Annotated in this window: 18 protein-coding genes and 2 pseudogenes; 2 read left to right on the plus strand and 18 right to left on the minus strand. The window is 59.9% G+C overall.

Annotation, left to right across the window (positions count from 1 at the left end):
* Genes mukB through cmoM form a run of 4 tightly spaced genes read right to left on the minus strand, consistent with a single transcriptional unit; the run spans position 1 to position 7,232 of the window.
* Positions 1-4,434 carry a chromosome partition protein MukB gene (gene mukB, locus DPA2511_RS11300; protein ID WP_015853894.1) on the minus strand — a complete coding sequence of 1,478 codons (4,434 nt, stop codon included), beginning with the start codon at positions 4,432-4,434 and terminating at the stop codon, positions 1-3.
* A complete protein-coding gene (gene mukE, locus DPA2511_RS11305; protein ID WP_015853895.1) occupies positions 4,431-5,147 on the minus strand; it encodes a chromosome partition protein MukE in 717 nt (238 codons plus the stop codon). The genes mukB and mukE overlap by 4 nt, the downstream gene beginning before the upstream one ends.
* On the minus strand, positions 5,128-6,450 hold the full coding sequence (gene mukF, locus DPA2511_RS11310) for a chromosome partition protein MukF (protein WP_015853896.1): 1,323 nt from the start codon (positions 6,448-6,450) through the stop codon (positions 5,128-5,130). Before mukF ends, mukE begins: the two co-directional genes overlap by 20 nt.
* Complete coding sequence (gene cmoM / locus DPA2511_RS11315; protein WP_015853897.1) at positions 6,447-7,232, minus strand: tRNA uridine 5-oxyacetic acid(34) methyltransferase CmoM; 786 nt, start codon at positions 7,230-7,232, stop codon at positions 6,447-6,449. Before cmoM ends, mukF begins: the two co-directional genes overlap by 4 nt.
* Positions 7,233-7,421: 189 nt before the next feature.
* On the opposite strand from cmoM, the gene elyC reads away from it, so the two are divergent.
* Positions 7,422-8,201 carry an envelope biogenesis factor ElyC gene (gene elyC / locus DPA2511_RS11320; protein ID WP_015853898.1) on the plus strand — a complete coding sequence of 260 codons (780 nt, stop codon included), beginning with the start codon at positions 7,422-7,424 and terminating at the stop codon, positions 8,199-8,201.
* Between the two features lie 17 nt (positions 8,202-8,218).
* Here the strand turns inward: elyC and DPA2511_RS11325 are convergent, their stop codons facing one another.
* From DPA2511_RS11325 to tmaR, 8 genes are all read right to left on the minus strand, one after another.
* On the minus strand, positions 8,219-9,115 hold the full coding sequence (locus DPA2511_RS11325; protein WP_015853899.1) for a YcbJ family phosphotransferase: 897 nt from the start codon (positions 9,113-9,115) through the stop codon (positions 8,219-8,221).
* Between the two features lie 494 nt (positions 9,116-9,609).
* Entirely contained in the window at positions 9,610-10,929 is a 1,320-nt protein-coding gene (gene pelN / locus DPA2511_RS11330; protein ID WP_015853900.1) for a pectate lyase PelN, read from the minus strand.
* Between the two features lie 309 nt (positions 10,930-11,238).
* On the minus strand, positions 11,239-11,991 hold the full coding sequence (kdsB, locus tag DPA2511_RS11335; RefSeq protein WP_015853901.1) for a 3-deoxy-manno-octulosonate cytidylyltransferase: 753 nt from the start codon (positions 11,989-11,991) through the stop codon (positions 11,239-11,241).
* Positions 11,988-12,170, minus strand: a complete 183-nt coding sequence (locus tag DPA2511_RS11340) for a Trm112 family protein (RefSeq protein ID WP_015853902.1) — start codon at positions 12,168-12,170, stop codon at positions 11,988-11,990. Before DPA2511_RS11340 ends, kdsB begins: the two co-directional genes overlap by 4 nt.
* A gap of 39 nt (positions 12,171-12,209) precedes the next feature.
* Positions 12,210-13,205, minus strand: coding sequence for a tetraacyldisaccharide 4'-kinase (lpxK, locus tag DPA2511_RS11345; protein ID WP_015853903.1), 996 nt, complete (start codon positions 13,203-13,205; stop codon positions 12,210-12,212).
* Positions 13,202-14,950 (minus strand): lipid A ABC transporter ATP-binding protein/permease MsbA, encoded by a 1,749-nt coding sequence (gene msbA / locus DPA2511_RS11350; protein WP_015853904.1) that lies wholly within the window; start codon positions 14,948-14,950, stop codon positions 13,202-13,204. Before msbA ends, lpxK begins: the two co-directional genes overlap by 4 nt.
* A 38-nt stretch (positions 14,951-14,988) precedes the next feature.
* The gene (locus tag DPA2511_RS11355; RefSeq protein WP_023638329.1) at positions 14,989-17,244 is read right to left on the minus strand and encodes a ComEC family protein; all 2,256 of its coding nucleotides are present in this window, start codon (positions 17,242-17,244) and stop codon (positions 14,989-14,991) included.
* A 436-nt stretch (positions 17,245-17,680) separates the two neighbouring features.
* On the minus strand, positions 17,681-18,019 hold the full coding sequence (gene tmaR, locus DPA2511_RS11360) for a PTS system regulator TmaR (protein WP_015853906.1): 339 nt from the start codon (positions 18,017-18,019) through the stop codon (positions 17,681-17,683).
* 403 nt (positions 18,020-18,422) lie between these two features.
* Between tmaR and sbcB the strand changes: the two are divergent.
* Positions 18,423-19,852 (plus strand): annotated as a pseudogene (sbcB, locus tag DPA2511_RS21615) (exodeoxyribonuclease I).
* A gap of 243 nt (positions 19,853-20,095) precedes the next feature.
* Here the strand turns inward: sbcB and DPA2511_RS11370 are convergent.
* The 6 genes and pseudogenes from DPA2511_RS11370 to DPA2511_RS21625 form a co-directional block, all read right to left on the minus strand.
* A complete protein-coding gene (locus DPA2511_RS11370) occupies positions 20,096-21,457 on the minus strand; it encodes an APC family permease (RefSeq protein ID WP_015853908.1) in 1,362 nt (453 codons plus the stop codon).
* 417 nt (positions 21,458-21,874) lie between these two features.
* The gene (locus tag DPA2511_RS11380) at positions 21,875-22,633 is read right to left on the minus strand and encodes a flagellar brake protein (protein WP_015853910.1); all 759 of its coding nucleotides are present in this window, start codon (positions 22,631-22,633) and stop codon (positions 21,875-21,877) included.
* 543 nt (positions 22,634-23,176) lie between these two features.
* Positions 23,177-24,071 (minus strand): annotated as a pseudogene (gene citG / locus DPA2511_RS21620) (triphosphoribosyl-dephospho-CoA synthase CitG).
* A complete protein-coding gene (citX, locus tag DPA2511_RS11390; protein WP_015853912.1) occupies positions 24,049-24,606 on the minus strand; it encodes a citrate lyase holo-[acyl-carrier protein] synthase in 558 nt (185 codons plus the stop codon). Before citX ends, citG begins: the two are co-directional and overlap by 23 nt.
* Positions 24,607-24,616: 10 nt before the next feature.
* Positions 24,617-26,137 carry a citrate lyase subunit alpha gene (citF, locus tag DPA2511_RS11395; RefSeq protein WP_023638331.1) on the minus strand — a complete coding sequence of 507 codons (1,521 nt, stop codon included), beginning with the start codon at positions 26,135-26,137 and terminating at the stop codon, positions 24,617-24,619.
* 26 nt (positions 26,138-26,163) lie between these two features.
* A partial coding sequence (locus DPA2511_RS21625; protein ID WP_035049698.1) for an aldolase/citrate lyase family protein occupies positions 26,164-26,609 on the minus strand: 446 nt, incomplete at its 5' end.

A 26,609-nucleotide genomic window follows, 5' to 3' on the forward strand; every position in this document is an offset into this window, starting at 1 on the left:
TTAGTGCGTCGGGCTGTCCTGCGTGTCGGTGGCAAAGCCGCGCAGGCCGACCACATGCACATGCTCGTGGTTCTGGTACACCTTACGCACCAGCTTGTAGGTGGTGCCTTTCTCCGGGCTGATGTTCTCGGGTGCGGCGATAATCAACTGCATCTCCAGCCGCTCGCACAGCTCGAACAGCGTGGCGATGGATTTGGCGTCCAGCCGCGCCGCTTCATCGAGGAACAGCAAACGACACGGCGAAATGTCCTTGCCGCGCAGCCGCCGGGACTCTTCCTCCCAGCTCTGCACCACCATCACCAGAATCGACATCCCGGTACCGATGGCCTCGCCGGTGGACAGCGCGCCGCTCTCCGCCCGCAGCCAGCCGTCGGCGCCGCGGTTAACCTCCACTTCCATCTCCAGATAGTTGCGGTAGTCCAGCAACTCCTCGCCGATGGTCTGCGGCGCGCGCTGGCCCATGTCGATTTCCGGATTGAGGCGCTGATAGAGCTTCGCCAACGCTTCGGAGAAGGTCAGGCGATTGCTGTTGAACAGATCCTGATGCAGTTCCTGCTGTTCGGACAACACGTTCAGCAGCGTGGTATGGGTTTCCCGCACGTTGACGTTGAGCCGCACGCTCTTCACCTGCCCGAACGCCACCGCTTGCAAGCCCTGGTTAAGCATGCGGATGCGGTTCTGTTCGCGCTGGATGGTCTTGCGAATAATGTTTGCCACGCTACGCGAACTGATCGCCAGCGTCTGCTCGCGCGCGGTCAGCTCTTCGGTCAGCCGGTTGAGTTCGATTTCCATCTGCTCGATGGCTTCCACCGGGTCGTCGGTACGGATGATATCCTGACGGATACGCTCGCGCAGATGCTGGTAGACCGCAATATAGAACTGCACTTTGCGCTCCGGCCGCTTCGGATCTTCCGACAGGCGCAGCACATCGCGCAGGTGTTCGTTGTCCGCCACCGCCTGGCGCAACGCCCCCAGCGCCTTATCCGACATAGAGCGCAGCTCGTCGCCGCTCAGGTACGCCAGCTCGCGGCGATGCAGGCGGCGTTCGACGCCGTTGTCCTTCACCAGACGCATCACCGCGCACCAGCCGGCTTTCGCCGTCACCACCTGCTCGCGGATGGTGTGGTAGTCGCGCTCCACCTTGCGCAATTTCTTCTGCAAACCGTCCATTTCCGCTTCGCAGAAGGTGATCTGTTTTTCCAGTTGATTGCGGCGGGCGCGATTGGCGCTCAGCGCCGCGTGCAGCTCATCGCGTCGCGTGCGGGCGCGGGCTTCGGCGTCCGCATCGGCGCGCACGCCGATATCCGCCAACTCCTGCGTCAGCTCTTTGAGCATGTCGCGCTTGGCGTCATAGGAACTTTTCAGCGACGCCTGCAACTGGCTGTACTGGGTCAATTGCGCCTGATGCTGGCGCAACTGCTCGCGGGCGCGGGTACGCTCCTGCTCCGCCTGATCCAGGCGCTGGCGCAGTTTATCGTTCAGATCGGCGTTGGCGTTGAGCATGCCCGCCGAATCGGTATAACTGAAGTGGGCGCGCCGCTGCACCACCTCCGTCAGCGCGAAGGTCTGTTGCTTGGCCGTGCGCTGGCCGGCCTGCGCCTGCGCATACTCTTCCCGCAGTTGCTCATGCTGTTGCGGATCGTTTTGCAGCACCGACGCCAGCGGCTCCAATTTCACCAGCGATGCGCCGTGCCGCTGCACAAACCGGGCGGCCTCTTCCGCCTCGTCCTGTTCGGCGCGCAGCGCATCCACCCGGTCTTCCAACCCGTCGTCGCACAACAGGCCGATGCGCGGCATCAAGCGATTGAGCAGCGTCATCTGCTCTTTGGCCTGTTCATACTGCTGGCGTTGCTGCTGATTTTCGCTGTCGAAATTGCCGATAGCGCGCTCCAGCTCGCCACGGCGGCTGTTGCACTGGCGCAGATCCGCTTCCGGGTCGTCCTCGAACGCTACCGCCAGGTGGCTGCCGATAAAGCGGCTGAACGCCTGATGCAAACGTTGAATCTTCTGCACGTCGAAGGAGAGCGTGGCGTAACGTTCGGCCAGCGCTTCGCGCTCTTCACGCAGGCCTTCCAGCCGTTGCTCGCGGGCGGCGCGGCCAAACAGCGGCACCTCCGGGAAGCGGGAGTAACGCCACTGGCGATCGGCGATCTTCACCACCACCGCTTTTTCCAGCTCCTCGGTTGCAAACACGCTGTCGTCGAACGACTGCGGGTCCCCCTCGATCAGGTACAGGTCTTCCGGGCAGTCGTCCAGACCGGCCAGTTGTTCGCGCACCAGCGACAAATCCGCCACCACGATGGCGTGACGCGACGGCCCGTACAGCGCGGAGAAGTATGGCGCGTCATCGAGCGTGACGTCGTCGTAAATCTCCGACAACAGCACGCCGCCGAAACGCTCCGCCAGCGCATTCAGGCGCGGGTCTTCCGAACCGCCCGGCTGGCTGAGGCGCTCAATCTGCTCATCAACCTGACGTTTACGGCTGGCGACCTCGTCGCGCTCAACCGTGGTTTCGCGTTCACGCTCCAGCAATTGCTGCATAAATTCAGTCACTTGCTGGCTATCGCCAAATGATTCGCTGCTCTGTTCGCCAAGCTGCGACAGCGCTTCCTGCGCCGCCAGCCAACCCGGCGCCCGCGCCGTCAGCTCGCGGATACGCTGTTGCACCTGCTCCAGTTCCTGACGCAGCGCCAGACGCTGTTCGCCGGCGGCGGCCACCCGCTCGGACAAATCCTCGATGCGCGCCTCCAGTTCCGCCTGCAACGCTTCCAAATCTTCCGGCTCATAGGTTTGGCCGCAACGTTTGGCGAATTCCTGGAACTGCCGCTGTACCTCCTGCTGCTCCCGCAGGCGCTGCGCCAGTTCGGACAACCGCAGCCGCAGCGGCTGCACCTGTTCGGCCAGATAGCGCTGGGACGCGCTGTCGCGCAGCAGTTCCCGCGCGGTGCTCCAGGCGTCATTGCGGCTGACCGCGCCGGCTATCTGGCACACCAGTTGATACGCCTGCTCGAACTGGCTGTTGGCGGCGTCCGCCACGCTCAGTTTCTGCTCCATCTCCAGCAACAGTTCGGTGATTTCCTGTTCTTTGGCGCGGAAGTTATCGAGCCACTGTTCGGCGTTATCCGCCGTCAGCGCCGGCAATTGGCACAACGACCGGGCGCGTTCCAGCGCCTGCTGTGCCTGGTTGTACTGAATCGCGCGCGTTTGCTGTACGTCCAGCGCCTGCTGGTAGTCGGCCAGCTGGCTTTTCAGTTCATCCACTTCCTGTTCGGCGGCATCGGCGCGGGCTTCGCGCTCTTCCAACTGCTCGCGCGCTTCCTCCACCACCTCATTCTGCTCTTCCAGCCGGTAGTTCAGCGCGTCCAGATCGGCGCTGTAACGTTCGATCTTCTCCTGCTGACGCATCGCCGTCTGCACCAGATTGAGGTGATCGCTGGCGGCCTGATAATCGGTTTCCAAATCGCTTTCCGCTGCGGCTTGCTCCTGCAACTCGCGCGCCATTTCCACATGGCGGGTCTGCTCCGCAATCAGCTGTTTACGGCTGCCGAACAGGTCGCGGCGCAGCTCCAGCGCGCCATCGAGATGGATGCGGCGTTCATTGGCGTGGCGCATGTAATCCGCCGCCACGTAGGACGTCGCTTCGGAAATCAAATGCTTGAACAAGTCGCGATCCGACTGGGTCACGCGGATCGCCTCCAGCGTCATGCGGTTTTCCCGCAGCGCCGCTTCCATATCCTGGAACGCCTTGCGCACGCCGCTGTTTTCCGGCAGCAGATAGTCGCGCAGCGAACGGGTGATGGCGCTGGAGATCCCGCCGTACAGCGAGGCCTCAATCAGGCGGTAGAACTTGTTGCGATCGGACGAGGAGCGCAACCGGCGCGGCACCACGCCGAGATCGAACATTAAGGCGTGGTAGTCGGTAATCGAGTTGAACTGTTTGAACTGCACGCCTTCGATCTGGTCGACCCGGTCTTTGACGTCCTGCAACGACAGCACGCGCGCCTGACGGTCGCCCACCGACTGGGTCAGCAACTGGGTCGGCGAGGTCGCAATCGGCAATCCCTGAATACAGAACGGTTTGATATCGACCTTGCGATCGCGCCCGGCCACTTGTTGCAGCCGCACCCCCACCAGCACACGCTGATGGCGAGAGTTGACCACGTCCAGTACCGAATAACACACCCCGGCGCGCAGTTTGCCGTGCAACCCTTTGTCGCGGGAACCGCTGGTGGCGCCGGCCTCGGTGGTATTACGGAAGTGCAGCAGCGTCAAATCCGGGATCATCGCGGTGATGAACGCCGCCATGGTGGTGGATTTTCCGGCGCCGTTGCCCCCGGACAGCGTCGTGACCAGTTCGTCGAGATCAAAGGTGCGGGCAAAGAAACCGTTCCAGTTGACCAACGTCAGCGAGCGAAATTTTCCGCGTTCAATCATTCCTGTTCATCCTCAACTCGTGGGTCATCACCGCTCGCGCCATCATCGCTGTCGTCCAGCGACAGACTGCCGTCCACCGGCATCGCCTCGCCGTCGCGAATCATCCGCAACTGCGCTTCACGCGGGTCATCCCCGCTGCGCACATCGGCGCCGAAGCGAAACACCGCCTCGGTAATGCGGAACTTACTGCCGTCGGCGCCCATAAAATAGATCATCCCCAAGCGCCGCAGGCGGTTAAGCGAAGTGCGCACTTTTTCCTGCAATTTTTGCCGGTCGAGATCGGAGCCGGTGGAGCGCTGGTTCACCAACTTGAGCAGCTTGCTCTCGTCCGCCAGGCTCAGCAGCTCTTCATACAGCTCCTGCTGGCTGAAAATGCCCTCGTGCGCCAGGCGCTCCGGGCTTAAGTAGAGATAGCAGAGGATTTTGCCCACCATCATGTCCAGCTCGGACAGCACCGAACGCGGGATCAGCGTGGTGGAGCGCGGCCGCAGGTAGAAAAAGCCTTCCGGCGCGCGGATCAGCTCGACGTTGTAACGGCCGTAGAAGTGTTCCAGTTCGTCCTGAAAATCCATCAGAAATGCGTGGTTTTCCAGCTCTTCCACGCCAATGTGACGCCCGGCGCGCAGTTGGCTGTCCAGCGCGGGAAACAGCGTGTTGGCCAGCGCGTTCATCAGCCGGGCGGAAATGTTTTGATCAATATTTATCGATGACATGGGCCTGCACCTTGGCTCCGTACTCATTGATTGCCTGCCACAGGGCCGGCAATCCGGTGAAATCAGCGTCGGCCACCCCCAGACGTACCGCCTGGTCGACCACAATTCGGGCAACATCAAAATGTTGCGAGCGGGGATACTGTGTCAGATAGTCACGTATCACCTCACTCAGATTAAGCGGAATATGTTGCTGTTTATATTTTTCCAGCGCCTGTTCCACCCTCGCGGCGATCTGCTCGCGGATTTCGCTGAAGGCTTCGTACTCCAGATCCGGCGGCAGCTCGCCGGTAACTTCCTCGGTGCGCAGCGCCAGTTCCTCGTCGCGCATATCCAGCAGCCGCTCGGCGTTGGCGTAGGTCAACGCCCACGGCGCCTCGAAATAGCTCTGCACCGACTGGCGCAAGCGCTGGGCAAACACCCGGTTCTTGTCCATGTCGATCGCGGTACGGATAAACTTGTGGACATGCCGGTCGTAACCGATCCACAGATCGATAGTCTGCTGCCCCCAACTGATGATGCGATCCAGCTTGCCTTGCAAATCGAACACCAGATTGTCCACGAAGGCGAGTTCATCTTTGCCGAGCGTGGCGTCCTGAATGCGCAATAAACTGGCCTGCAGTTTATCCCCCGCCGCTTCCAGCGTGTCCTGCAACTCCCGCAGCGTGTCGGAGGTTTCGCTGAGCAGGCGTTCGCAGTTGGCGATGGCGGCGCGCCAGTCCTGATTCAGCAGCGCGGCGATATCGTCTTTCACGCATTGCTGTTGCTCGTCCATGCTACGTTGGGACAGGTCGATGCTGTCGAAGATTTCCGCCACCGAGTATTTGAGCGGCGCGAACACGTTGCGGTGCCAGTGAAACTCGTCGCCGCCCTCTTCCGCCGCCTCCGCCGCCCGGCCCAGTTCCTGAGCCACCATCGAGAGCTGCATGGAAAGACGCAGCGCGGAGAACTCGCGCTGGCGAATATAGTAATCGGTAATGCCAATACCGAGCGGCGTCAGGCGATAGATGGCGTTGCCGTCCGCCAGTTCGCTGGTGAAACGGTTGATCAACCGTTGCCGCACCAAGTCGTTGATGGCGTTGTTGGCGCGCACCGGTATGGTTTCGTGGGTTTGCTCAAACCCCTGGCTGACGTGACGAAATGCGTCCACCAGCTCCCCTTCGCTCATCTCCCCATCCATGCGTTCGCCGTTCAGGGTGGCGATGGCCAGCAAAAACGCCAGACGTTCGGTCGGCAACGCAATGGAGAAGTCATTTTTTCTCGCCCAGGCAACCAGTTCGGGTACGGTCTGGGAAAAATCACTCATAATGCATCCTTCAAAGAGGGCTTGTGCGCCATGACGTGGATGTAACGCCCCAGGCTGACAAACGGTTCCTGACGGCAGTAGCGCTGCTCCAGCGCCAGCAGTATGTCGAAATCGTCAATCTGTTGTTGCTTGTTTTGTAAATAGTCATGAAACACCCGCACGCCGGTCTTGCCGCCGAGTTCCAACCCCAACGACGCCAGCCACTGGTAGACCTGCGGCGGATTAAGCGGATGATCGGGCGAGAGCGAGCGACGTTTGCGTTTGGGCATGCCGGCATCGACAAAGCCGAAGTTTCCCAACACCATATTGCGCATCAACAGCGCGTCATGGTTGTAGAACATCAGCGATAACGCGCCGCCCGGCGCCAGACAGGCGCTCAACGCCTGCAACGCCTGCAACGGATCCGCCACCCACTCCAGCACCGCATGAAACAGGATCAGATCCGCCGGGCGCGCCAGATGGGGCCCGACGTCCTGCACCGCGCAACGCACAAAACGCATATTCTGCGCGACGCCGTCTTCCTCGGCGGCGGCCTGAGCGCGCTGGATCATCGCATCGGACAGGTCGCACAACAACACCTGATGCCCCAGCGCCGCCAGCCGACGCGACATTGCGCCCTCGCCGCCGCCGGCGTCCAGAATGTACAGCGGGCGTTGCGGCAATGTCGGCAACAAGGTTTCCAGATCCTGCCAGAGTACCGCCTGTCGCAGCTTTCCCTTGGTGGTGCCGTAAATGTTACGGGCGAACTTATCGGCGATGTCGTTAAAATTACGATCCTGCATTCCACATTCCGCGTGATGGCTAACAGCCGCCCGGTTGTTCCAACCAGCGGTTTACCGAACGTCGAAACAACATAAACGGCTGTTTTTCTCTGAACCTGATATTCTGTCACAGGCAGGCCCGGAATAAATGGTCTGACAACGCGATTTTTGCCCATATGGTGTTTTTTCACCCAATACGGACGCTATTTTATGCTGTTTGCCGCCAAAAAATACATCGGTAGCCTGCTGCTGCCATTGCCGTTGATCATGTTGGTCGCAGGTGTTGCTCTCGCGCTGTTGTGGTTCTCCCGCTGGCAAAAAACCGCCCGGCTGATGTTGACCGGCAGTTGGCTGCTGCTGTTGCTGCTGAGTCTGCAACCCGTCGCCGACCGCCTGCTGCAACCGTTAGAGTCGCGCTATCCCACCTGGAACCCTTCATTTCCGGCGGTGAACTACATCGTGGTGCTGGGCGGTGGTTATACCTTCAATCCCGACTGGGCGCCCAGCGCTAACCTGCTCAGCAACAGCCTGCCCCGCGTGACGGAAGGGATCCGACTGTATCGCGCCAACCCCGGCGCAAAACTGATCTTTACCGGCGCGGCGGCACAGGGCAACACCGTGAGTAGCGCGCGTACCGCGGCCAGGGTGGCGGAAAGTCTGGGCGTGCCGGCGCAAGATATCCTGCTGCTGGATCAGGCGCACGATACCGAGGAGGAGGCGAGGGACGCGGCGCGGCTGGTGGGCCAACAACCGTTTCTGCTGGTGACGTCGGCCAACCATCTGCCGCGCGCGATGAATTTCTTTCTCAGCCAGGGGCTGCATCCGATTCCCGCGCCCGCCAACCAGTTGGCCATCACCTCGCCGCTGAATCTGTGGGAGCGCATTTTCCCCTCGCCGCTGTATCTCTCACATGCCGAGCGCGCCTGGTACGAGGAATTAGGGTTACTGTGGCAACGGCTTAAAGGCATCGCGCCGCCGCCATCATCCTGACATCGGCGCGGAGGGGGTCATTCCAGCCAGGGTTGTAACTGTCTGGCGGCATTATCGAACAACTCACGATCAAGCTGGCCGGTGTGGATATAGCGGGCAATCGCCGCCCACAGGATATACAGCCAACGCCGGTAAACAAACGATTCGGAAACCGGCTCGCGGCTCAGATAGCGATAGAGCAGTTGTTCCGCCATGCCGGGCTCTTCGCACAGCCGGAACAGGTCGTATTCGCGGGGCGCCCACAGCATCATGCCAGGGTTGAGCATCGCCAACAGTTGGTCGGTGCGCGGGTCTTTCAGCATGCTGCGCAGCGTGAGGTTGCCGTGCACCAGCACGCAGTTGTTGTCAAAATCGGCGAACAATGCCGGCAGGTTCTGACGGGTGCGAAACAGTAGCGCGCGATCCTCCATCGTCAGCAACGGCGCGCTGACCTTCTGCAACGTCGACCACAAGACCTCCAGCCGCTGCCGATACCAGTGCGGCCAGAGGTTCTCCTGCGTGCTGTCGACGGTGCCGACGCAGCCGTGACTGTCGATACGATGCCAGGCGGTGATGCTCTCCAGAATTTGATCCATCAACAATTCCCAGCGCTGCGGCGATCGCGACGGCGCTTCCACCGATACGCCGCGCAACCGCTCAAGCAGCAGCAGTTCCTTGTACGGCGCCTGATGGGTCAGCACCACGCCGTATACCGTCGGCAGCCGTACCTCGCCTTCACGGGCCAGCATACTGAGCTTGTAGGCTTCCTGTGCCGCAACCCCCTGACAAACATAGCTTTTAGCTAACAATGGCATCGCATTGCCGGCGCCATCGTACAACGCATATAAGTGCGCGTAGGGTTGTTCGCTAATGCGCTCAAGCCGACTGAGCGACTCTCCCAGCACCGTACTCAATTCCGCTTTCAACAATTCCATTGGCGGCTTACCTCGCTGATTAACACGCACGACATCGGGCCCGGCTCATCACCATCACGGCCTGACTCCGGCGCAATCCTGAGTCACAGGCCAGTCAGGATCCCCTGGCTGTGCTCGCTGTAGTTGTGCTCGCTGTAGTTGTGCTCGCTGTAGTGATGTCGCTGGCGCTATCGTTCCCGCCATCAAGACAGCCAACGACACGCAGCGGAGTTTTGCTTACACCGCACGACACAGGATGGTGCTATTGGTCACGGTGTCAGGCAGCGTGCTGTACTGCGGGTTACGTGACTTTCAGCCACGCGCTATTACGGATACAGCCTGAATCATCATGCGGCGATGCCCTGCTGATTTCTTCAATGCAGATCAAAAAATACCGGGATGGACGCCGTTCCGAGCGGTTGACGTATGGAAAGTGGGATAAGACGGGAGATAACACCGGCAGCTCAGGCACGCCAGATGCCCCATCGCTATCACGCGCGACGGGGCCGTGGTCGTTATTTCAATTCAAATGCGCCCAAATCAGGCGCCGAGCCCTGATAGGCGATTTTCACATCGCCGCCCTTGTCGATCATCCAGCTGCCGGAAGCCAGATGCAGGCTTTTCAGCACCGGCAAACTGCCGTCGGACTGCCGCGCGGCATCCCACCCGCTGGTGGAAACGCTCTGGAATTCGGTATCAGACAGTACGTTGCTGAAGTTCCACGAGTTGTAGCGCAGGTTGGCGCCGCTGGTATTGGACAACGAACTGGACGTCGCCGCGTAGGAGATATTGTTACGCAGCGTCCCCAGGTTGGTATCGCTGCCGCTGGAATCTATCCCCAACATGTTGAAATTAATCTTGTTCTTGTACGCAGTGTTGTTGAAAAAGTCGTTAGCGACCGTGTGGTGGTTGGCATAAAAACCGGAGGCTTTGTTAAGGAACGCCACCGAATTACGCACCGTGTGCTTCACGCCGTTGCTGACATACACGCCGGCATAGCCGCCCGCCTTAAAACCATTGCCGTTGCCGGCCGCCAGAGAGGTGGTCGTGCCCGGCAGATAGCCATGCAACCAGGCCCAGGAATTTTCAATCGTCACCGACGAATAAGCGTTGATCAGATCAAAGCCGTCATCCGAATTCCACCACGCCCGGCAACCGCTGAAAATATTACCCGGCATATTGGCGGAAACATGCGCGCCAAAGCCGTCACCGCTCTGACCAGCGCCATTGGAGGTAAGGGGATCGTAATTGTGGTGGGAGTCACTGTTGAGAATGGTGTTATAGGAACCGTTTTTCAAAAACAGGCCGGTTCCCATGATGTGATGGATATTCAGCCGCTCGAAAATGTTGTGACTGCCGTTGATCCACACCCCCCAAGATTCGTGGTTCTTGTTGTTATTTTGCGGAACGCCTTTGATTTCCAGCCCTTTTAGCGTGATCCAGCTGGCGACCACGTTGAACCCTTTGACGCGGCAATCATCCGTCATACCGCTGAAATCAACTATTGGGGTTTCGCCGCTGTATGCCTGATACACGATAGGTTTACCGGAAGAACCGCTCTTGCTAAGCGTGATCGCGTTCACCGTATCGGTTTGGCTACTGCAGGTGTTCAGCCCGGCGGTGATGGCGTAGGTTCCCCCTCTTATCCATAACGTATCCCCTGCACTCAGGGTTTCCTGCGCTCGGGCAAACGTCTTCCAGGGTGCGCTCTTGCTGCCGCTGGCACTGTCGCTGCCGCTGGCGGACAAGTAATACTCCGCCGCCAGCCCTTCGGCGGCATACCCCGCCGCCATCAATCCCAACACAACCGGTACGACTTGTGTGTTCATTTTCATTGCGTAACTCCATCCTTAGTGAAACAACCGTAAACGTCAGACGGCCAAATGATAAGCCACCGTTAACATTGACATATGAAATACCGTTTCAAAAAGGAGAGACTGATAAAAATGTTAGCCCGATGGGTAATAATTTATGCCATAAGAGTTACGCGGAACCACACCGCATCAGCCTTCTGCCGGCACCGTCGATAACGCCTCGCACGCCGCGTAGGTCGGGCCTTCATGGCCGGCGTCTCATCACGCCATAAAAAACGGGCGATTCTTGCAGCAATCGCCCGTTATCGACAGAGTAAAGGTCGTGATGGATTAACGCCGCGTCATCGCCGCCCTGACACGCGCCAGATCTTCCGGGGTATCCACACCGACGCTCGGCACTTCCTGCGCGACCGCCACATGGATTTTCTCGCCGTACCAGAGCACCCGCAGTTGCTCCAGCATCTCGATTTTCTCCAGTTGGCTCGGCGCCCAACCGACATAGCGGCGGATAAAGCCGGCGCGATAAGCATAGATACCGATATGGCGCAGAAAATGATCGCCGATCGTATCGCGATTGACCGCAAAACGGTCGCGCTCCCAGGGAATGGTCGCCCGAGAAAAATAGAGCGCATACCCTTCAGCGTCCGTCACCACTTTTACCGCATTCGGGTTGAACGCTTCTTCACTGGTGGTAATCGGCACCGCCAGCGTCGCCATCCCGGCCCGGCTGGCGGCCAGGTTCTCCGCCACCTGACGCACAATCGACGGCGGGATCATCGGCTCATCGCCCTGTACATTCACGATGATTTCATCGTCGGCGAAGGCGTAACGCTCAATGACTTCAGCCAGTCGCTCCGTACCGGAGGCGTGATCCGGGCTGGTCAGACACACTTCGCCGCCGACCTGCGCAATCGCCTGCGCCACATCGGGATGATCGGTCGCCACAATGACGCGGCTGGCGCCGGATTCGCGCGCACGCTCCATGACGTGCACGACCATCGGCTTGCCATTGATATCCGCCAGCGGCTTGCCGGGCAGACGGGTCGAGGCAAACCGGGCGGGGATTATCGCAGTAAACGTCATTGTGCAATCTCGTCAGGCGCCAGGGTGCGCGCTTCGGTTTCCAGCAGAACAGGGATCCCGTCCCGCAACGGATACGCCAGCCTATCCGCTTTGCAGATCAGTTCCTGCTTTTCTTTGTTAAAAATCAGTCGCCCGGTACAGACCGGACAAGCCACAATCTCAAGCAAACGGTGATCCATGCTTCCTCCATCACGAAGCTATTGTCAAAAAACGTCCGGTTAGTATTGGCGCTGCTGCGCGATGAGCCCGGACAGTTTATCCAGCAGCGCTTGCGATGACGCCGACGGCAGAACGGCGTCAACCGGCACATACCACCAATTGTCGCGCGCAAAAACGCGGCATTTCACTGCGTCTTTTTCCGTCATTATCAGCGGTTGTCGTTCATCCGGCGTAAGCGCCGCCAGTTGTTCAGGACGCCAGTGTTGGTGATCGGCGAAAGCCACGCTGCGCGTAAGCCGCGCCCCTAACCTCTCCAGCGTGGCGAAAAAACGGGGCGGATGACCAATGCCCGCCATGGCCACCATCGGCGCTAAGGACGACACCGGCCGACGTTCCCCGCTCAGCAGATTAACCGCCTCGCTTGCTTCCAGGCGCATGGCAATCTCTCCGTCACGCGCTTCGCCGCCGTTGACGATCACGGCGTCCACCGACGCCAGCCGGGAAGCGCGTTCGCGCATTGGGCCGGCGGGCAGCCACCAGCCGTTACCGAACCGGCGGACGCCATCCACCACCACCAGTTCAACATCTCTGGCCAGCGCATAGTGTTGCAACCCATCGTCAGTGACGATCAGATCCAGCGGATACGCCGCCAGCAGCGCCGCTACCGCATCACGACGCCGTGGCGCCACCGCTACCGGCGCGCCGGTACGCTGAAAAATCAGCACCGGTTCGTCGCCGGCCTGCGCCGCCGTGGCCTCCGGCGTCACCAGAAACGGATAACGGGGCGCATGACCGCCATACCCGCGCGACACCACGCCCACGCGATAACCGCGCTGCTGCAAATGCTCTACCAACCAAACCACCAGCGGTGTTTTACCGTTTCCGCCCGCCGTCAGATTGCCGACCACCACCACCGGCACCGGGGCCCGCCATGCTCGGCGCCAACCGAGGCGATAGCTCATACGGATCAATGAACTCGCCAATCCGTACAACAACGACAGCGGCCATAACAGCCAGAACAACGGGGAGCGCCCCGACCAGATACGTTCAATCATTCGCCAAACTGCATCCTGTGCAACTGGGCATAGGCCCCATTGCGCGCCAGCAATTCCTCGTGCCCGCCACGTTCGATAATCCGGCCGTCTTCGACCACCAGAATTTCGTCGGCGTTTTCAATGGTCGACAGACGGTGCGCGATCACCAGCGCGGTACGGTCTTTTTGCAACTCGTCCAGCGCGGCCTGAATGGCGCGTTCGGATTCGGTATCCAGCGCCGACGTCGCTTCATCCAGCACCAGAATCGGGCAATCACGCAACAACGCGCGGGCGATGGCGATGCGCTGGCGTTGGCCGCCGGAAAGCAATATGCCATTTTCGCCGATTACCGTATCCAACCCATGTTCCAGCCTATCGATAAAGTCCATGGCATGCGCCATCTTCGCCGCCCGTTCGACATCTTCGCGGCTGTAGCGATCACCACAGGCGTAAGCGATGTTGTTGGCAATGGTATCGTTGAACAGGTGCACATTCTGTGACACCAACGCCACCTGATTACGCAGCGACGACAGGGTGTACTCCCGCAAATCCTGCCCATCCAGCAAAACCTCGCCGGACTGGATATCGTAGAACCGGGTTATCAGGCTGGCTATAGTCGATTTGCCGGAGCCGGAACGCCCCACCAGCGCCACGGTTTTGCCCGGCGGAATGCGCAGACTGACGTTTTTGAGCGCCAGCGTTTCCTTGCCAGGGTAGGCAAAATTGACGTTACGGAACTCCACATCGCCCTGAGCACGGCCCAACACGCGCGTTCCGCTGTCTTTTTCCTGCTCGGTATCCAGAATGGCGAACAGCGTCTGACAGGCCGCCATCCCGCGCTGAAACTGGGAGTTGACGTTAGTCAGCGACTTCAGTGGACGCATCAAGGTAAACATGGAGGAAAACACCACCGTGATCGTCCCCGGCGTCAACGCCTTCATCACGCTATCAAAGCTGGCGGCATACAGCACAAAGGCCAGCGCCAGCGAAGCGATAAACTGCACCACCGGATCGGAAATCGCCGAGGCCGACACCATTTTCATGCCCTGCTGACGCATGCGGTTGCTGACCTGGTTGAAGCGTTCCTCTTCCACTTTCTGACCGCCGAAAATCAACACTTCCTTATGCCCTTTCAGCATTTGCTCGGCACTGGTGGTCACTTGTCCCATGGTGTTCTGCATGTTTTTACTGATGTTGCGAAAACGTTTGGACACCACACGCATGCTGTAGGAAACGAACGGCGCGATCACGATCAGAATCAACGATAATTGCCAGCTGTACCAAAACATGAGCACGAACAGCCCGATAATTGACGCGCCTTCCCTGACTACCGTCACCAGCGCATTCGACGATGAAGACGCCACTTGCTCGGAATCGTAGGTAATCCGCGACAGCAGCGTTCCGGTTGACTGTTGATCAAAAAATGAAACCGGCATTCCCATGATGTGGCTGAACAGACGGCGGCGCATGTTCATGACCACCTTGCCGGATACCCAGGCGACGCAGTAGCTGGAGATATAACTGGATATGCCGCGCATAATCATCAGCCCGATGATGGCCAACGGCATCCAGACCATCACGCTGCGATCCGCCTTGCCAAATCCGTCATCCAGCAATGGCTTGAGCAGCGATAGCATCAGCGTATCACCCGCGGCGTTCACCACCAGCGCCACGGCGGCCACAATCAATCCCGTTTTAAAGGGGGAGATCATCGGCCATAGGCGGCGAAACGTCTGCCATGTGGAGAGATCTTTGTCATTAATCATGCAATAAAACCTGAGACCTTGATAAACAGCCGCCTATATTACTCATTATCCGGTTGTGCGCCAAACCACCGATGATACCAGCGAGGAGCGATTTCCCCCCTGTAACGCAATATTTGTATGCCATCGCTGAAAAAACGTACACTCACCTGCCCGCTGCCGGCGGTGTCGTACCAGCGGATACCCTGTTCCCGGTAACGCCGGACAACCGGCGAGGACGGCAAACGCCACGGGTTATAGCGGGCATTGGATGAAAGGGCTGCCGTCGCCCCCACCGCCCGCAGAAACGGCGCCGACGACGATGTCGAACTGCCGTGATGCGGCACCTGAATGACGTCCGACGCCAGTTTCAGCCGCTGGGTTTTCAGCAACGCCACCTCGTCCTCCCGTTCCAGATCGCCCGTCAGCAACAGGCTGAAACGCCCATCCGTCACCCGGATCACGCACGAATCGTGATTGCCCGCCGCCACGGCGACCGCCACCGGCCATAACACCTCAAACCGCAGCCCCTGCCAGTACCACGATGCGCCCTGGACGCAGGGGCGATAATCGGCAGACGCCTGCGAGCCATACACCGGCAGCAAGGGAAACTGTCTGCGCAGCACAGGCAACCCGCCGCTGTGATCCTGATGATTATGGCTGATGATCGTCTGTTCCAGCCGCAATCCGCGCCAACGCAGATAGGGCAAAATATCCCGCGTCATACTGTCCCCGCCCTCCCAACGCGCACCGGTGTCATACAGCACCGCTTTGCCCTGACGTTCAATCACAACCGCCAGACCATGCCCCACATCCAGCATATCCACACGCCACTGGGGGGAAGGCGTTCGGGGCCTGAGCGCCAGCCACAGCATCAATGCCAGTAACCCCGCCGTCTGGCTGCGCCACCAGCCCAGCCGCCAACTGATCACCGCCAGCCAACCGAGCGCACTGAATGGCAACAGAGATGCCGGCGCAGGCAGCCACCCGTCCGGCAGCGCCTGCAGTAACGCAAATACCAGCGCCAGCGAACGATCCGCCAGCCACCAGAGCGCATGCGCCAGCGGAGAAAAGACCATCAACGGCAGCGTCACCAGCACCAGCGGCGTGGTGATGAGCGACACCAGGGGTACCGCCCAGAGGTTGGCGGGCAGCGATGAAAGGCTGATGCCCTGGAACAACAGCACCTGCAACGGCACCAGCAGCAATGTGATGCCTATCTGCAAATGCAATGCCCGTACCCACCAACCGCACACACCGCGCCAGCGCCCTGCCGACAACGGCGCCCATTGGTACCAGAAAATCAGCGCGGCGACGGCCAGCGCCGATAACCAGAAGCTGTCCGACAGCACATTGAAGGGTTCCGCCAGCAAGATCAGCCCGATACACCATAGCCATACCTGCCAGGCCGACACCGAGATCCCACGCAGGCGCACGACTGCCCATACCGATAACGCCAGCGCGGCTCTGATGGCGGGAGGGTTGCCGCCCGCCAGCCAGACATACGCCCAGGCAACCAGCACACCGCAGCACATCGGCAACCGCCCATCCACCCACGACAAGGGCAACACCAGCTGCACCCCTCGGATCGCGCCCCAGCCGAGCATTGCCGCCAGCGCGATGTGCAGCCCGGATATCGCCATCAGATGCAATGTGCCGGTTTTCTGTAACAGCTCGCGCGTCGCATCATCGACTGACGCCATGTCGCCCATCGCCAGTGCGATCAGAATGGCGCGCCACGGCAGCGAAGCCGTCTGCTGTTCCATGCGACGCACCCACTGCTGGCGCCAACCGCACGCCGGATCCACCGCCTCTGCGGCGAGAATACGCCCGGTCAGCGGTTGCAGCCGCGATACCGCCCAGCGTTGCCGATCAAACCCGCCTTCATTGAGACGGCTATGTACCGGACGTAATTGCAGCCGCATCCGCCAACGCTGCCCGCCGCACCAGGACGCCAGTGCGGGTGATGCTTCCAGCCGGGCGTATAACGGGGGAAACACCGGCTTACCGTCAATCATCCACAACCGCGCCAGCAATTGCCGTGCATCGGATTCGGCAAAACGCTCGCTACTGATCCCCACCTCGGCGCTGACGACGCTGCGGGTAAATCGCTCGGTCTGCGCCAGTATGAGCGACGCATTGCCACACCCCCAGACAAACCCGAAAGCCGCCAGAGCCACCCCATAACACCGGGTACGCACGCCGTAGCACGCAAAAATGCCCAGCACCAGCAACAGACTCTTGGCGGGCAGCGCGGGCAGTACCAGCAGCGGCAGGATCCCGAGCGTCAGGCTTATGGCGGCCATATTTAATGAAATCCGAATGATCAGCTCCTGTCCTGCCGCACCGGCATGCCGATGCAATTTACCCGACCCACCGTCTGGCGGCCCCGTATCACACCGCAAAGTGTGACAGCCCAGGCTACCGGGCGATAGCCGCCGTGCTGCGTTCTGGAAAGGGTATCGCAGGCAATTTTCGCCGTTGCACGGATATGCATTGACGTTGCGCGAGCGCTTCCATCATTCACTTTTGCCGCTGGAGTCATAGGGCCAACAGCATTAGATTGGAGACCGCCACCATTGGCATATCAGGGAGTAACAACCGGATGAGACACTGTTTTATGGCGCTGAAACACCGGGCCGCCCTAATCTGGACGATCGGAAAACCGAGGGGGACGCCGACAATGAAACAGGGCCGCGAGCGGGCCCTGTCGGTAGGTTTTTTACTGATGGCGCCTCATTGCGCCGGCCGGTATTACTGTGCATCCACCGGCGGTTTGATCTCACCCATTTCCTTGAGTTTACGCGACAACTCGCGGCGCTCTTTTGAGAGATCGGCGTTTTTGATGATGTACTCATCGACGCGATCCTCATAGTCGCTGCGCATGTTGGCGATAATGCTCTGGATATCATCAATGGACATGCCCGGCTTGATGTACTCGCTCAGGTTATCCAGCAGCAGCACGCGCTTTTGGTTGTCGCGAATCTTCTTCTCGTTATCGACAATCTCACGCTGCAGCTTGTTTTTGCGACGAAACATACGCACGAATTCCAGCACATCCTGGAAGCATGGTTTGTTGTTACCCTTATCCATTTCGCTACCCTTACTTAACGATAAAAATTCATGATGGCCCTGACCCTAACCATACAGGTTAGCCGCTATCGACGACAAGGGCGATTTTCTCGTTTTGATAGGTGGCGACTGAGTGATAAATCAATATATCTCATTGTTTTACATTAAATTTATTCGTTTTTTTCGTTTATGTCTCCACGAGCTGAAACAATTCAGTTTTTTTGCGCTCGCCGAATCACGCCCCGTATCGCCGACGGCGCGATCTACAGCGACGGGTTACACCCCGGAATGGTATGATCCCCGCTGTTTTTATGTTTATGCCATGCGTCACCCGGCTCGCGATTAACGGGCGGCGTCAGGTGAGCGGCCTCGACCGAACAAGCCCGGCGGCAGCGCCATCCGGCTTGCAACACAGAGAGACAACGTGCGCAATTCACAAACCGAATCCACCTTTTTTATTCACGATTACGAGACTTTCGGCAAGCACCCGGCCAAAGATCGGCCCGCCCAGTTTGCCGGTATTCGCACCGACCAGGATTTCAACGTCATCGGCGAACCGGTGGTGATCTACTGTCAGCCCGCCGACGATTATCTGCCAGACCCCGAAGCCGTGATGATTACCGGCATTACACCGCAACTGGCGAGCAGCAAAGGGATCGGCGAGGTCGACTTCGCCCGTCAAATTCATGATGCATTCAGCACGCCCGGCACCTGCATCATGGGTTACAACAATATTCGCTTCGACGACGAAGTCAGTCGCAATCTGTTTTATCGCAATTTCATCGACCCTTACGCCTACAGCTGGCAAAACGGTAATTCACGCTGGGATTTGCTGGATGCGCTGCGCGCCTGCTATGCGCTGCGGCCGGAAGGCATCGTCTGGCCGGAAAATGAGGAAGGATTCCCCAGCTTCCGGTTGGAGCACCTGACGCGCGCCAACGGCATCGAGCACGAACACGCCCACGACGCCATGTCGGACGTTTATGCCACCATTGCTATGGCGCGCCTGTTCAAACAGACGCAACCCCGGTTGTTTGATTATCTGTATCAGCTACGCAACAAGAACAAGGTCAACGCGCTGATCGACATCGCGGAAATGAAACCGCTGGTGCACGTATCCGGTATGTTCGGCGCGGCGCGCGGCAATACCAGTTGGATTGTGCCGTTGGCCTGGCATCCGGAAAACCGCAATGCCGTCATCGTCTGTGATCTGGCGGGCGATATCGACCCGTTGCTGAACCTGAGCGCCGATGCGCTGAGAACCCGCTTGTATACTCGCCGCGATCTGCTGGGCGAAAACGAATCGCCGGTACCGATCAAACTGGTGCATATCAACAAATGCCCGGTGCTGGCCCCCGCCGCCACGCTACGACCTGAAGATGCGGCGCGGCTGGGCGTCGATCGTCAGCGCTGCCTTGATAACCTGAAACTGCTGCGTCAACACCCGCTAGTCAGAGAAAAAGTGGTGGCGTTGTTTGCCGACGCACCCGCGTTCGAGCCCGCCGCCGATGTGGACTTGCAGTTATACGATGGTTTCTTCGGCGACGCCGATCGGGCGGCGATGACCATCATTCGCGAAACGGCGCCCCAGCACCTGCCCGCGCTGAAGCTGCAATTCGCCGATCGCCGAATGGAAGAACTGCTGTTTCGCTACCGGGCGCGCAATTTCCCCGGCACGCTGGACGATCAGGAACAACAGCGCTGGCTGCGGCATCGCCGCGAGATCTTTACGCCGGAACGGCTGCAATCCTATTCGGAGACGCTGGAAAGCCTGTATCAGATCCATGCCGATGACGAGAGAAAATTGCGCTGCTTAAGGCGCTGTTCACTTACGCCCAACAACTGGTGGCCTGACATCGGCCACCGTCGTCTCGCCCCACCGGGGATGTGGGTCATCGCGTGTGGGCCATAGCGTGTGGGCCATAGCGTGTGGGTCATAGCGTGTGGGTCATAGCGTGTGGGTCATAGTGCGTGGGTCATAGCGCGTGGGTCATAGCGCGTGGGTCATAGCGCGGTTCGCAGCAAATACGGACTCGCCGCAAACAGGGATTTGACCTGCCAGGCTCCGTGCAGGAGCCTGGCAAGCCAGAGGATGGATTAAACCGGGTCTTCGTTGTACTGAGGGACTGGCTGGCGGAACACGCGAGTCACCAGCATCAGGTACAGCAGGCCGGCCGCGCCCCAAATCAGCCCCAGCGTCATAGAGGTTTTCTCCAGATTGAGCCACAACGCGCCGACGCTCAACGCCCCCATCACCGGCAACACCAGGTAATTGACGATGTCCCGCAACGTTTTATTGCGTTTCTCGCGAATGTAGAACTGGGAAATCACCGACAAATTGACGAAGGTGAAAGCGACCAGCGCGCCAAAGTTGATCAGCGCCGTCGCCGTTACCAGCTCAAACGATATCGCCGACAAGGCAATCACGCCCACCAGCAGCACGTTCAACGCCGGCGTCCGCCATTTCTCATGGATGTAACCGAAGAAGCGCTCAGGGAACACGCCGTCGCGGCCCATCACGTACATCAACCGTGAAACGCCCGCGTGCGCCGCCATGCCGGAGGCCAGTACCGTCACGCAGGAGAAAATCAGGATGCCGAACTGGAAGGTCTTGCCCGCGACATACAGCATGATCTCCGGCTGCGATGCGTCCGGATTTTGGAAGCGGGAAATATCCGGGAAGTAAAGTTGCAGGAAATAGGAGACCGCGATAAAGATCAGGCCGCCAATCAGCGCCGTCAGGAAAATCGCTTTCGGGATCACCCGCCCGGCGTCCTTGGTTTCTTCGGACAGCGAGCTGATGCCGTCAAAGCCGAGGAAGGAGAAACACAGGATGGTCGCACCGGTGATCATCGGCACAACATGCGCGTTCTCAGACCAGAATGGACGGCTGCTGGCCAGCGTCCCGGCGCCTTCGCCGTGGGAAACGCCGTAGACCACCATGCCGGTGATGGCGATCATCACCGCCACCTGCAACACCACGATCAGGCTGTTGAAGTTGGCCACGGTTTTAATACCGCGCAGGTTGGAAAGCGTCATGAACCCCACCAGCATCACGACGAAAATCCAGGAAGGAACATCCGGCACCAGCGCTTCAAAATAGATTTTCGCCAATAGGATGTTGATCATCGGCATAAACAGATAATCGAGCAGTGATGACCAGCCCACCATAAAGCCGATCGCCGGGTTGATGGCTTTCTGGGCGTAGGTATAGGCGGAACCGGCCGACGGGAAGCGGCGCACCAGCTTGCCGTAACTCAGCGCGGTAAACAGGATCCCAATCAGGGCGAACGCATACGCGGTGGCGACATGGCCATCGGTCAGGCCGGAGACGATGCCGAAAGTATCGAAAATGGTCATCGGTTGCAGATAGGCCAACCCCATCATGACCACCGGCCATAATGTCAGGGTTTTACGCAATTGCGCACGATTGGCGACGGTGGCGGATTCATGCGACATCGTGCGCGCCTCCTGTGACAGCGACGGCAGCCGCACTTAACATCATGAAGGAAACATCACGACCGGGTACGAAACACCGCTGCCCGGCCAGGCTGAAAAACGGACGATGATTATCGCCACAACTGGCATGCGTGGGCGCGCCGGCCGATGCCTTCATCGTCAGAACGGCGCCCTGATTGCTGCGAGCGCAGCGCAAACCGGCGGGGACCGGACTCAATACAACAGATTTCCCCATTTCTCTCTTTCCTCTTGCCGCCTTAATCGCGTGCGTATCTTATGGATATCCGTCCGGAGCATGCTCCGGCCTCTTTTTCATGTTCATGCCATAAAACAAAAAATAACCGACGCGGTATCACAGCGTCGGTTATTTACAGGGCGCGTATTGTGCCCCAGCAGCTTGCTGGAGACAACCCTTAATCAGCCATCGCGCAGGCGTTTGCGGCGTTCGTTCTGTTCCAGTTCCAGTCCGGTGATCACCTGTTGCAGGTCACGCTCCTGCGTGGCATTCAACTCCGGAAAACGGAAGCTCAGACGTTGGATATGTTTCACCTCGCCCTTGCTGTCCACCACCTTGGTCACGGCATGATTCACAAATATCATGTCGAACCAGAATTGCCCGTAACTGGCCAGATCCAGTTCCACGTTTTTCAGCGTATCGCCCGGTTTGAGAAACTCCTCAATATTCTGACGCTCGGTATGCAGGCAGACGCCGCCCAGCGACAGATCCTTCAGGCTAAATTCGAACGTTGAGTGATCCGGCAAGCTGCCGCGACAAATCATGGGCGGCCAGGCAGGGGAATTGATGCGGAAATAGTTGCGACGCTGGATGTAATAGAGCACGTCTGGAAGCGCGGCACAAAATGCCGGCAACCCGTCATAATTAACGGTTTTTAGGATGGCGGTACGGAACTCGACCTTGGCGCCGGCGGGCTCCGCCACAAACTCCAAATCGCCCGCGAAAATAGCGCGGCTATTTTCAGACTCCAGACCACCGAGATCGAACAGGAACATATCTTCATCAGGCTCTACGTCTAATACTTTACTGATGAACTGTCCACGCGCATGCCGTACTCTCACTGCGATCCCTTGCTTTGCCAGCTCTCGCAGCGCTCCGCATATTGCCATTTTATTCCTTCTGGCAAATTGCTCTTTCAGATTTTCATCCACTACATCCATCCCCACCGTAAGTTGAATGCCGATACAGCGCCCCATCCCGTCGGGGCACAGATTTATGGCTGGGTATCGGCACCGACAGCCGCAACTTTAGGCCGGCAGCGCCCGGTTGTCCAATTGCGCACCAGCGCCGAACGACGGTCGGCACATCGCGGAGCCCCGCGCAAGGGCCGGGGTCTCTCCGGCGAACAGGCCTTCTCGTGGCAAGGGCTATCGATGGCGGTACGCAACGATACGCAACACAAGGCGGGTCAGACTTTCACGCCCGTCTGACCATCCTGAAATCAATGCGGTCATGAACCCTCGCCTTCCCGCATCCATGCCATCCCCCCTAACCCCAGCATACGGATTATGAAGAATCGACCTGGGCCTGACCCATGAATATAGAAAATTCCCGGCTCACGCGATACGCGCCAACGTCGGGAATCAAACGATAAGTCACCTTGATCTACTGGGACAGGCACCAAGAGGATAACCCCTTAGTGTGAATAATAGACGAGCTTCTCTACGCCGGACAGCATAATCTGTTGCGCCATCGGCATCTGGTCAATGCGCAGGATAGTGCGCCAACAGCCAGGTCATCGCCAGCAGGTCGGCACTGCCGCCCGGGCTCAAATTGCGGGCCATCAACGCCCGATCCATCGCGTCCAGCCCGGCACGGCTCACGCCCTGCGCCAGGAGTTGCCGCGCAGAGCCCTGCACGAAGCGCAACCCCGCCATCCCGCCGCGTGAGACCACGTTGGTATCCGGGTTATGCGCCATCAGCACCACCAGCGCCTGCCACAGCGCCGCCTCTTCCGTCTCGCCGCGGCATAACGCCGCCCGGTATGCCGGCAGCGCGTGCGTGCGCACCGTCGCAAACCCGCTCGCCGCCTCGCCTCGCGCCCCGGTCAAGCCATGGCGTCGAAACAAGCGCTCCCCGGCCGTCGCCGCCGTCCCCCGTGACGTCGCCAGTTCCCGCGTCACCAGATCGGCGGTCATGGCTGCCGCGCCGGCGCACAACGCCTGCTGTGTCAGCCGTTCGCCCCGCGCGCTCAGCCAGCCCGCGACACTGCATACCAGACCCGAAGGCAAAGATCCCGCCCTTGTGGGTGTTCACCCCGCCCGTTGCCGCCAGCATCGCCTGCTCCGCCCCCAGCCCCACCGGCCGCACCGCGGCCAGCAGTCGGGTCAGCGGCAGCGCATGGTGCGCCGCCCCTGCCGCCGTAAAGCGGCCGAACCACGGCGTCAACGCCGCAATGCTGGCCTCAAACGTCGAAACATCCATGTCCCGGTGCGAACCGCTGTTCGCCCGATCCACCAGCCCCGGCTTGGGCGTCAGGTTCACTTCCACCTGCAGCGCCGCCGCCACCCGGTCATGGATATCCCCTCCACATAGCGCTGTATTCGCCAGCGGGAGGGATGCGGCGTACCGCCCGTTATTCGGTGTCGACATGGCCATGCAACAGTGCCTCGATGCGGGCGATCACGTCCGGCAGCGGGTGCCGACGTGAACGCGCACAGGCGTGCGCCGGCTCGCCGCACAGCACACAGGCGCGCTTCGGGTAGGCCAGCATTCCACGGCTGACACTCCCTTCGCGCGGGCAGAACACGTCGAAATCCCACACCCGCCCCAGCGGATGCTGTTCTTCCAACGCCGTCGTCGCCGCCTTCACCGTCAGCGCATCCTTATCCACGACCCAGAACCCTTCAGCGCCCGTCGCCAGCCAGTGCAGCTGTTGCTCGCGCACCGTCCAGCCGCGCGCCTGCACCAGCGTCGCGAACGCCGTCACTGCCGCCCGCATGCCGCGGCGGTACAGCGCCGAGTCCTTCACCGGGCCCGGCGTCACCAGCGTCAATGACACCAGCGTCATGCCGTAGCGCGCCAACAATGCCTGTTGCCGCGCCGCCCGGCGCTCCTTCGCCGCCAGCAGCGCTTCCAGGCTGATGCCCGCGGTGTTATTCGCGGGGGCTTCGGTCAGGGTCGTGTCGCTCATGATGTCAGCCTCAGTCTTTCACCTGGCGCACCACATCGATCACGCTGCCGTCGCGGTAGCGGATCACGCCCACGATACGGTCGTGGAACTCAATGGCTTTCGGTTCGCCCACCAGCGCAATCGCCCGCTGGTACAGTGCTTCGACGGACATCACACTCAGGCCGGCTTTCTGCAACCGTTCGGCTACGTCAGGACGCGCCGGATTCACCGCGATACCGTGATCCGTCACCAGAACGTCGATGGCGCTACCCGGCGTGACGCAGGTTGTTACCTGACGCACCACCGTCGGGATACGGCTGCGGATCAGCGGCGCCACCACGATGGTCAGGTTGGCGGCCGTCGCCACGTCGCAGTGGCCGCCGGAGGCGCCGCGCATCACCCCGTCGGAACCGGTGATGACGTTGACGTTAAAGTCGGTGTCGATTTCCAGCGCACTCAGGATCACCACGTCCAACTGGTCACAGCAGGCCGCTTTCGCGCTCGGGTTGGCATAGACGTTGGTGGAGATTTCCACATGCTTCGGATTGGTCGCCAGCGAGGCCGCCGCGTTGGCGTCAAAGCATTGCGTGTCCAGCAAGGTGTCAATCAACCCTTTCTCGTGCAGGTCGACAATGCTGCCGGTAATGCCGCCCAGCGCAAAACTCGCCACCACGCCCTGCTGCTTCATGCGGTCTTCCAGGAAGCGGGTACAGGCGGTTGAAGCCGCACCGGATCCGGTCTGGATGGAGAAGCCGTTTTTGAAATAGCCAGAGTGCTCAATCACGTCCGCAGCGCGGCGGGCAATCAGCAATTCACGCGGGTTGCTGGTGACGCGCGCGGCGCCGACGCTGATTTTCGCCGGGTCGCCCACTTCGTCCACCGGCACCACGAAATCGACCTGATCCTGCACGATGCTGGCCGGCATGTTCGGGAACGGCACCAGGCTTTCCGTCAACAGCACGACTTTTTTCGCGTAGTGCGCATCCACCATCGCGTAGCCCAGCGAGCCGCAGCGGGATTTGCCGGACGTCCCGTTAGCATTGCCGAATTCGTCGCTGCTCGGCACCCCGAGGAACGCCACGTCAATCTTCAGTTCGCCGCTCTGCAACAGGTGCACCCGGCCGCCGTGGGAGTGAATATGTACCGGCTCTTTCATCAACCCGTGGGAGATGGCGTCCGCCAGCTTGCCGCGCATGCCGGAGGTGTAGATGCGACGGATCACGCCGTTACGGATGTGTTCCACCAACGGCGCGTTGCAGGTCATCAGCGAGCTGGAGGCCAGCGTCAAATCCTTGAACCCCAGACGGGCCAGCGTCTCCACTACGTGGTTGATGACCTTGTCCCCTTCACGGAAAGCGTGGTGGAAGGAGATGGTCATGCCGTCTTTCAGGCCGCTCTTGCGGATCGCCTCTTCCAGATCGGCACACAGTTTGCGCTGATGCTTGGCGGTGATGTCATCCAGCCACGGCGTGGCATGGTTAGCCCCGGCGAACGGTTGCAGGTGACGCTGTTCCGGAAACTGCTGTTGCAGTGCTTCAATCATGTTGCTCATCATTCCAATCCTGTCAGTCCCGTCCGTTACTTGCGTACACCGGATGCGCTTGCGCGATCCAGCACCCGGCGGGCATGGTCGATAATCGGCCCGTCAATCATCTTGCCGTTGAGCGAGATCACGCCCAGACCGGCACGCTCGCCCTCTTCTGCCGCCTGGATCACCAGATGGGCATAGTCCACCTCGTCCTGGGTCGGCGCGTAGGCGTTGTGCAGCAGTTCAATCTGACGCGGGTTGATCAACGATTTACCGTTAAAGCCCAGCCGGCGAATCAGATCGACTTCCTTCAGGAAGCCTTCTTCATCGTTGACGTTGGAATACACCACGTCGAAGGCGTCGATCCCGGCGGCGCGGGCGGCATGCAGCACGGCGCACCGCGCATAGAACAGCTCGGTGCCGTCGCCGCGCTCGGTCTGCATATCCATCACATAGTCAAACGCCGCCAGCGCGATGCCGATCATACGCTCGGACG

It is taken from the genome of Musicola paradisiaca NCPPB 2511 (assembly GCF_000400505.1).
In the GTDB taxonomy this organism is placed as follows: domain Bacteria; phylum Pseudomonadota; class Gammaproteobacteria; order Enterobacterales; family Enterobacteriaceae; genus Musicola; species Musicola paradisiaca.

Bases quoted from the DNA above. Each gene is read 5' to 3' on its own strand.
- mukB (WP_015853894.1), bottom strand. From the start codon at position 4,434: ATGATTGAACGCGGAAAATTTCGCTCGCTGACGTTGGTCAACTGGAAC.
- mukE (WP_015853895.1), bottom strand. From the start codon at position 5,147: ATGTCATCGATAAATATTGATCAAAACATTTCCGCCCGGCTGATGAAC.
- mukF (WP_015853896.1), bottom strand. From the start codon at position 6,450: ATGAGTGATTTTTCCCAGACCGTACCCGAACTGGTTGCCTGGGCGAGA.
- cmoM (WP_015853897.1), bottom strand. From the start codon at position 7,232: ATGCAGGATCGTAATTTTAACGACATCGCCGATAAGTTCGCCCGTAAC.
- elyC (WP_015853898.1), top strand. From the start codon at position 7,422: ATGCTGTTTGCCGCCAAAAAATACATCGGTAGCCTGCTGCTGCCATTG.
- DPA2511_RS11325 (WP_015853899.1), bottom strand. From the start codon at position 9,115: ATGGAATTGTTGAAAGCGGAATTGAGTACGGTGCTGGGAGAGTCGCTC.
- pelN (WP_015853900.1), bottom strand. From the start codon at position 10,929: ATGAAAATGAACACACAAGTCGTACCGGTTGTGTTGGGATTGATGGCG.
- kdsB (WP_015853901.1), bottom strand. From the start codon at position 11,991: ATGACGTTTACTGCGATAATCCCCGCCCGGTTTGCCTCGACCCGTCTG.
- DPA2511_RS11340 (WP_015853902.1), bottom strand. From the start codon at position 12,170: ATGGATCACCGTTTGCTTGAGATTGTGGCTTGTCCGGTCTGTACCGGG.
- lpxK (WP_015853903.1), bottom strand. From the start codon at position 13,205: ATGATTGAACGTATCTGGTCGGGGCGCTCCCCGTTGTTCTGGCTGTTA.
- msbA (WP_015853904.1), bottom strand. From the start codon at position 14,950: ATGATTAATGACAAAGATCTCTCCACATGGCAGACGTTTCGCCGCCTA.
- tmaR (WP_015853906.1), bottom strand. From the start codon at position 18,019: ATGGATAAGGGTAACAACAAACCATGCTTCCAGGATGTGCTGGAATTC.
- DPA2511_RS11370 (WP_015853908.1), bottom strand. From the start codon at position 21,457: ATGTCGCATGAATCCGCCACCGTCGCCAATCGTGCGCAATTGCGTAAA.
- DPA2511_RS11380 (WP_015853910.1), bottom strand. From the start codon at position 22,633: ATGGATGTAGTGGATGAAAATCTGAAAGAGCAATTTGCCAGAAGGAAT.
- citX (WP_015853912.1), bottom strand. From the start codon at position 24,606: ATGAGCGACACGACCCTGACCGAAGCCCCCGCGAATAACACCGCGGGC.
- citF (WP_023638331.1), bottom strand. From the start codon at position 26,137: ATGAGCAACATGATTGAAGCACTGCAACAGCAGTTTCCGGAACAGCGT.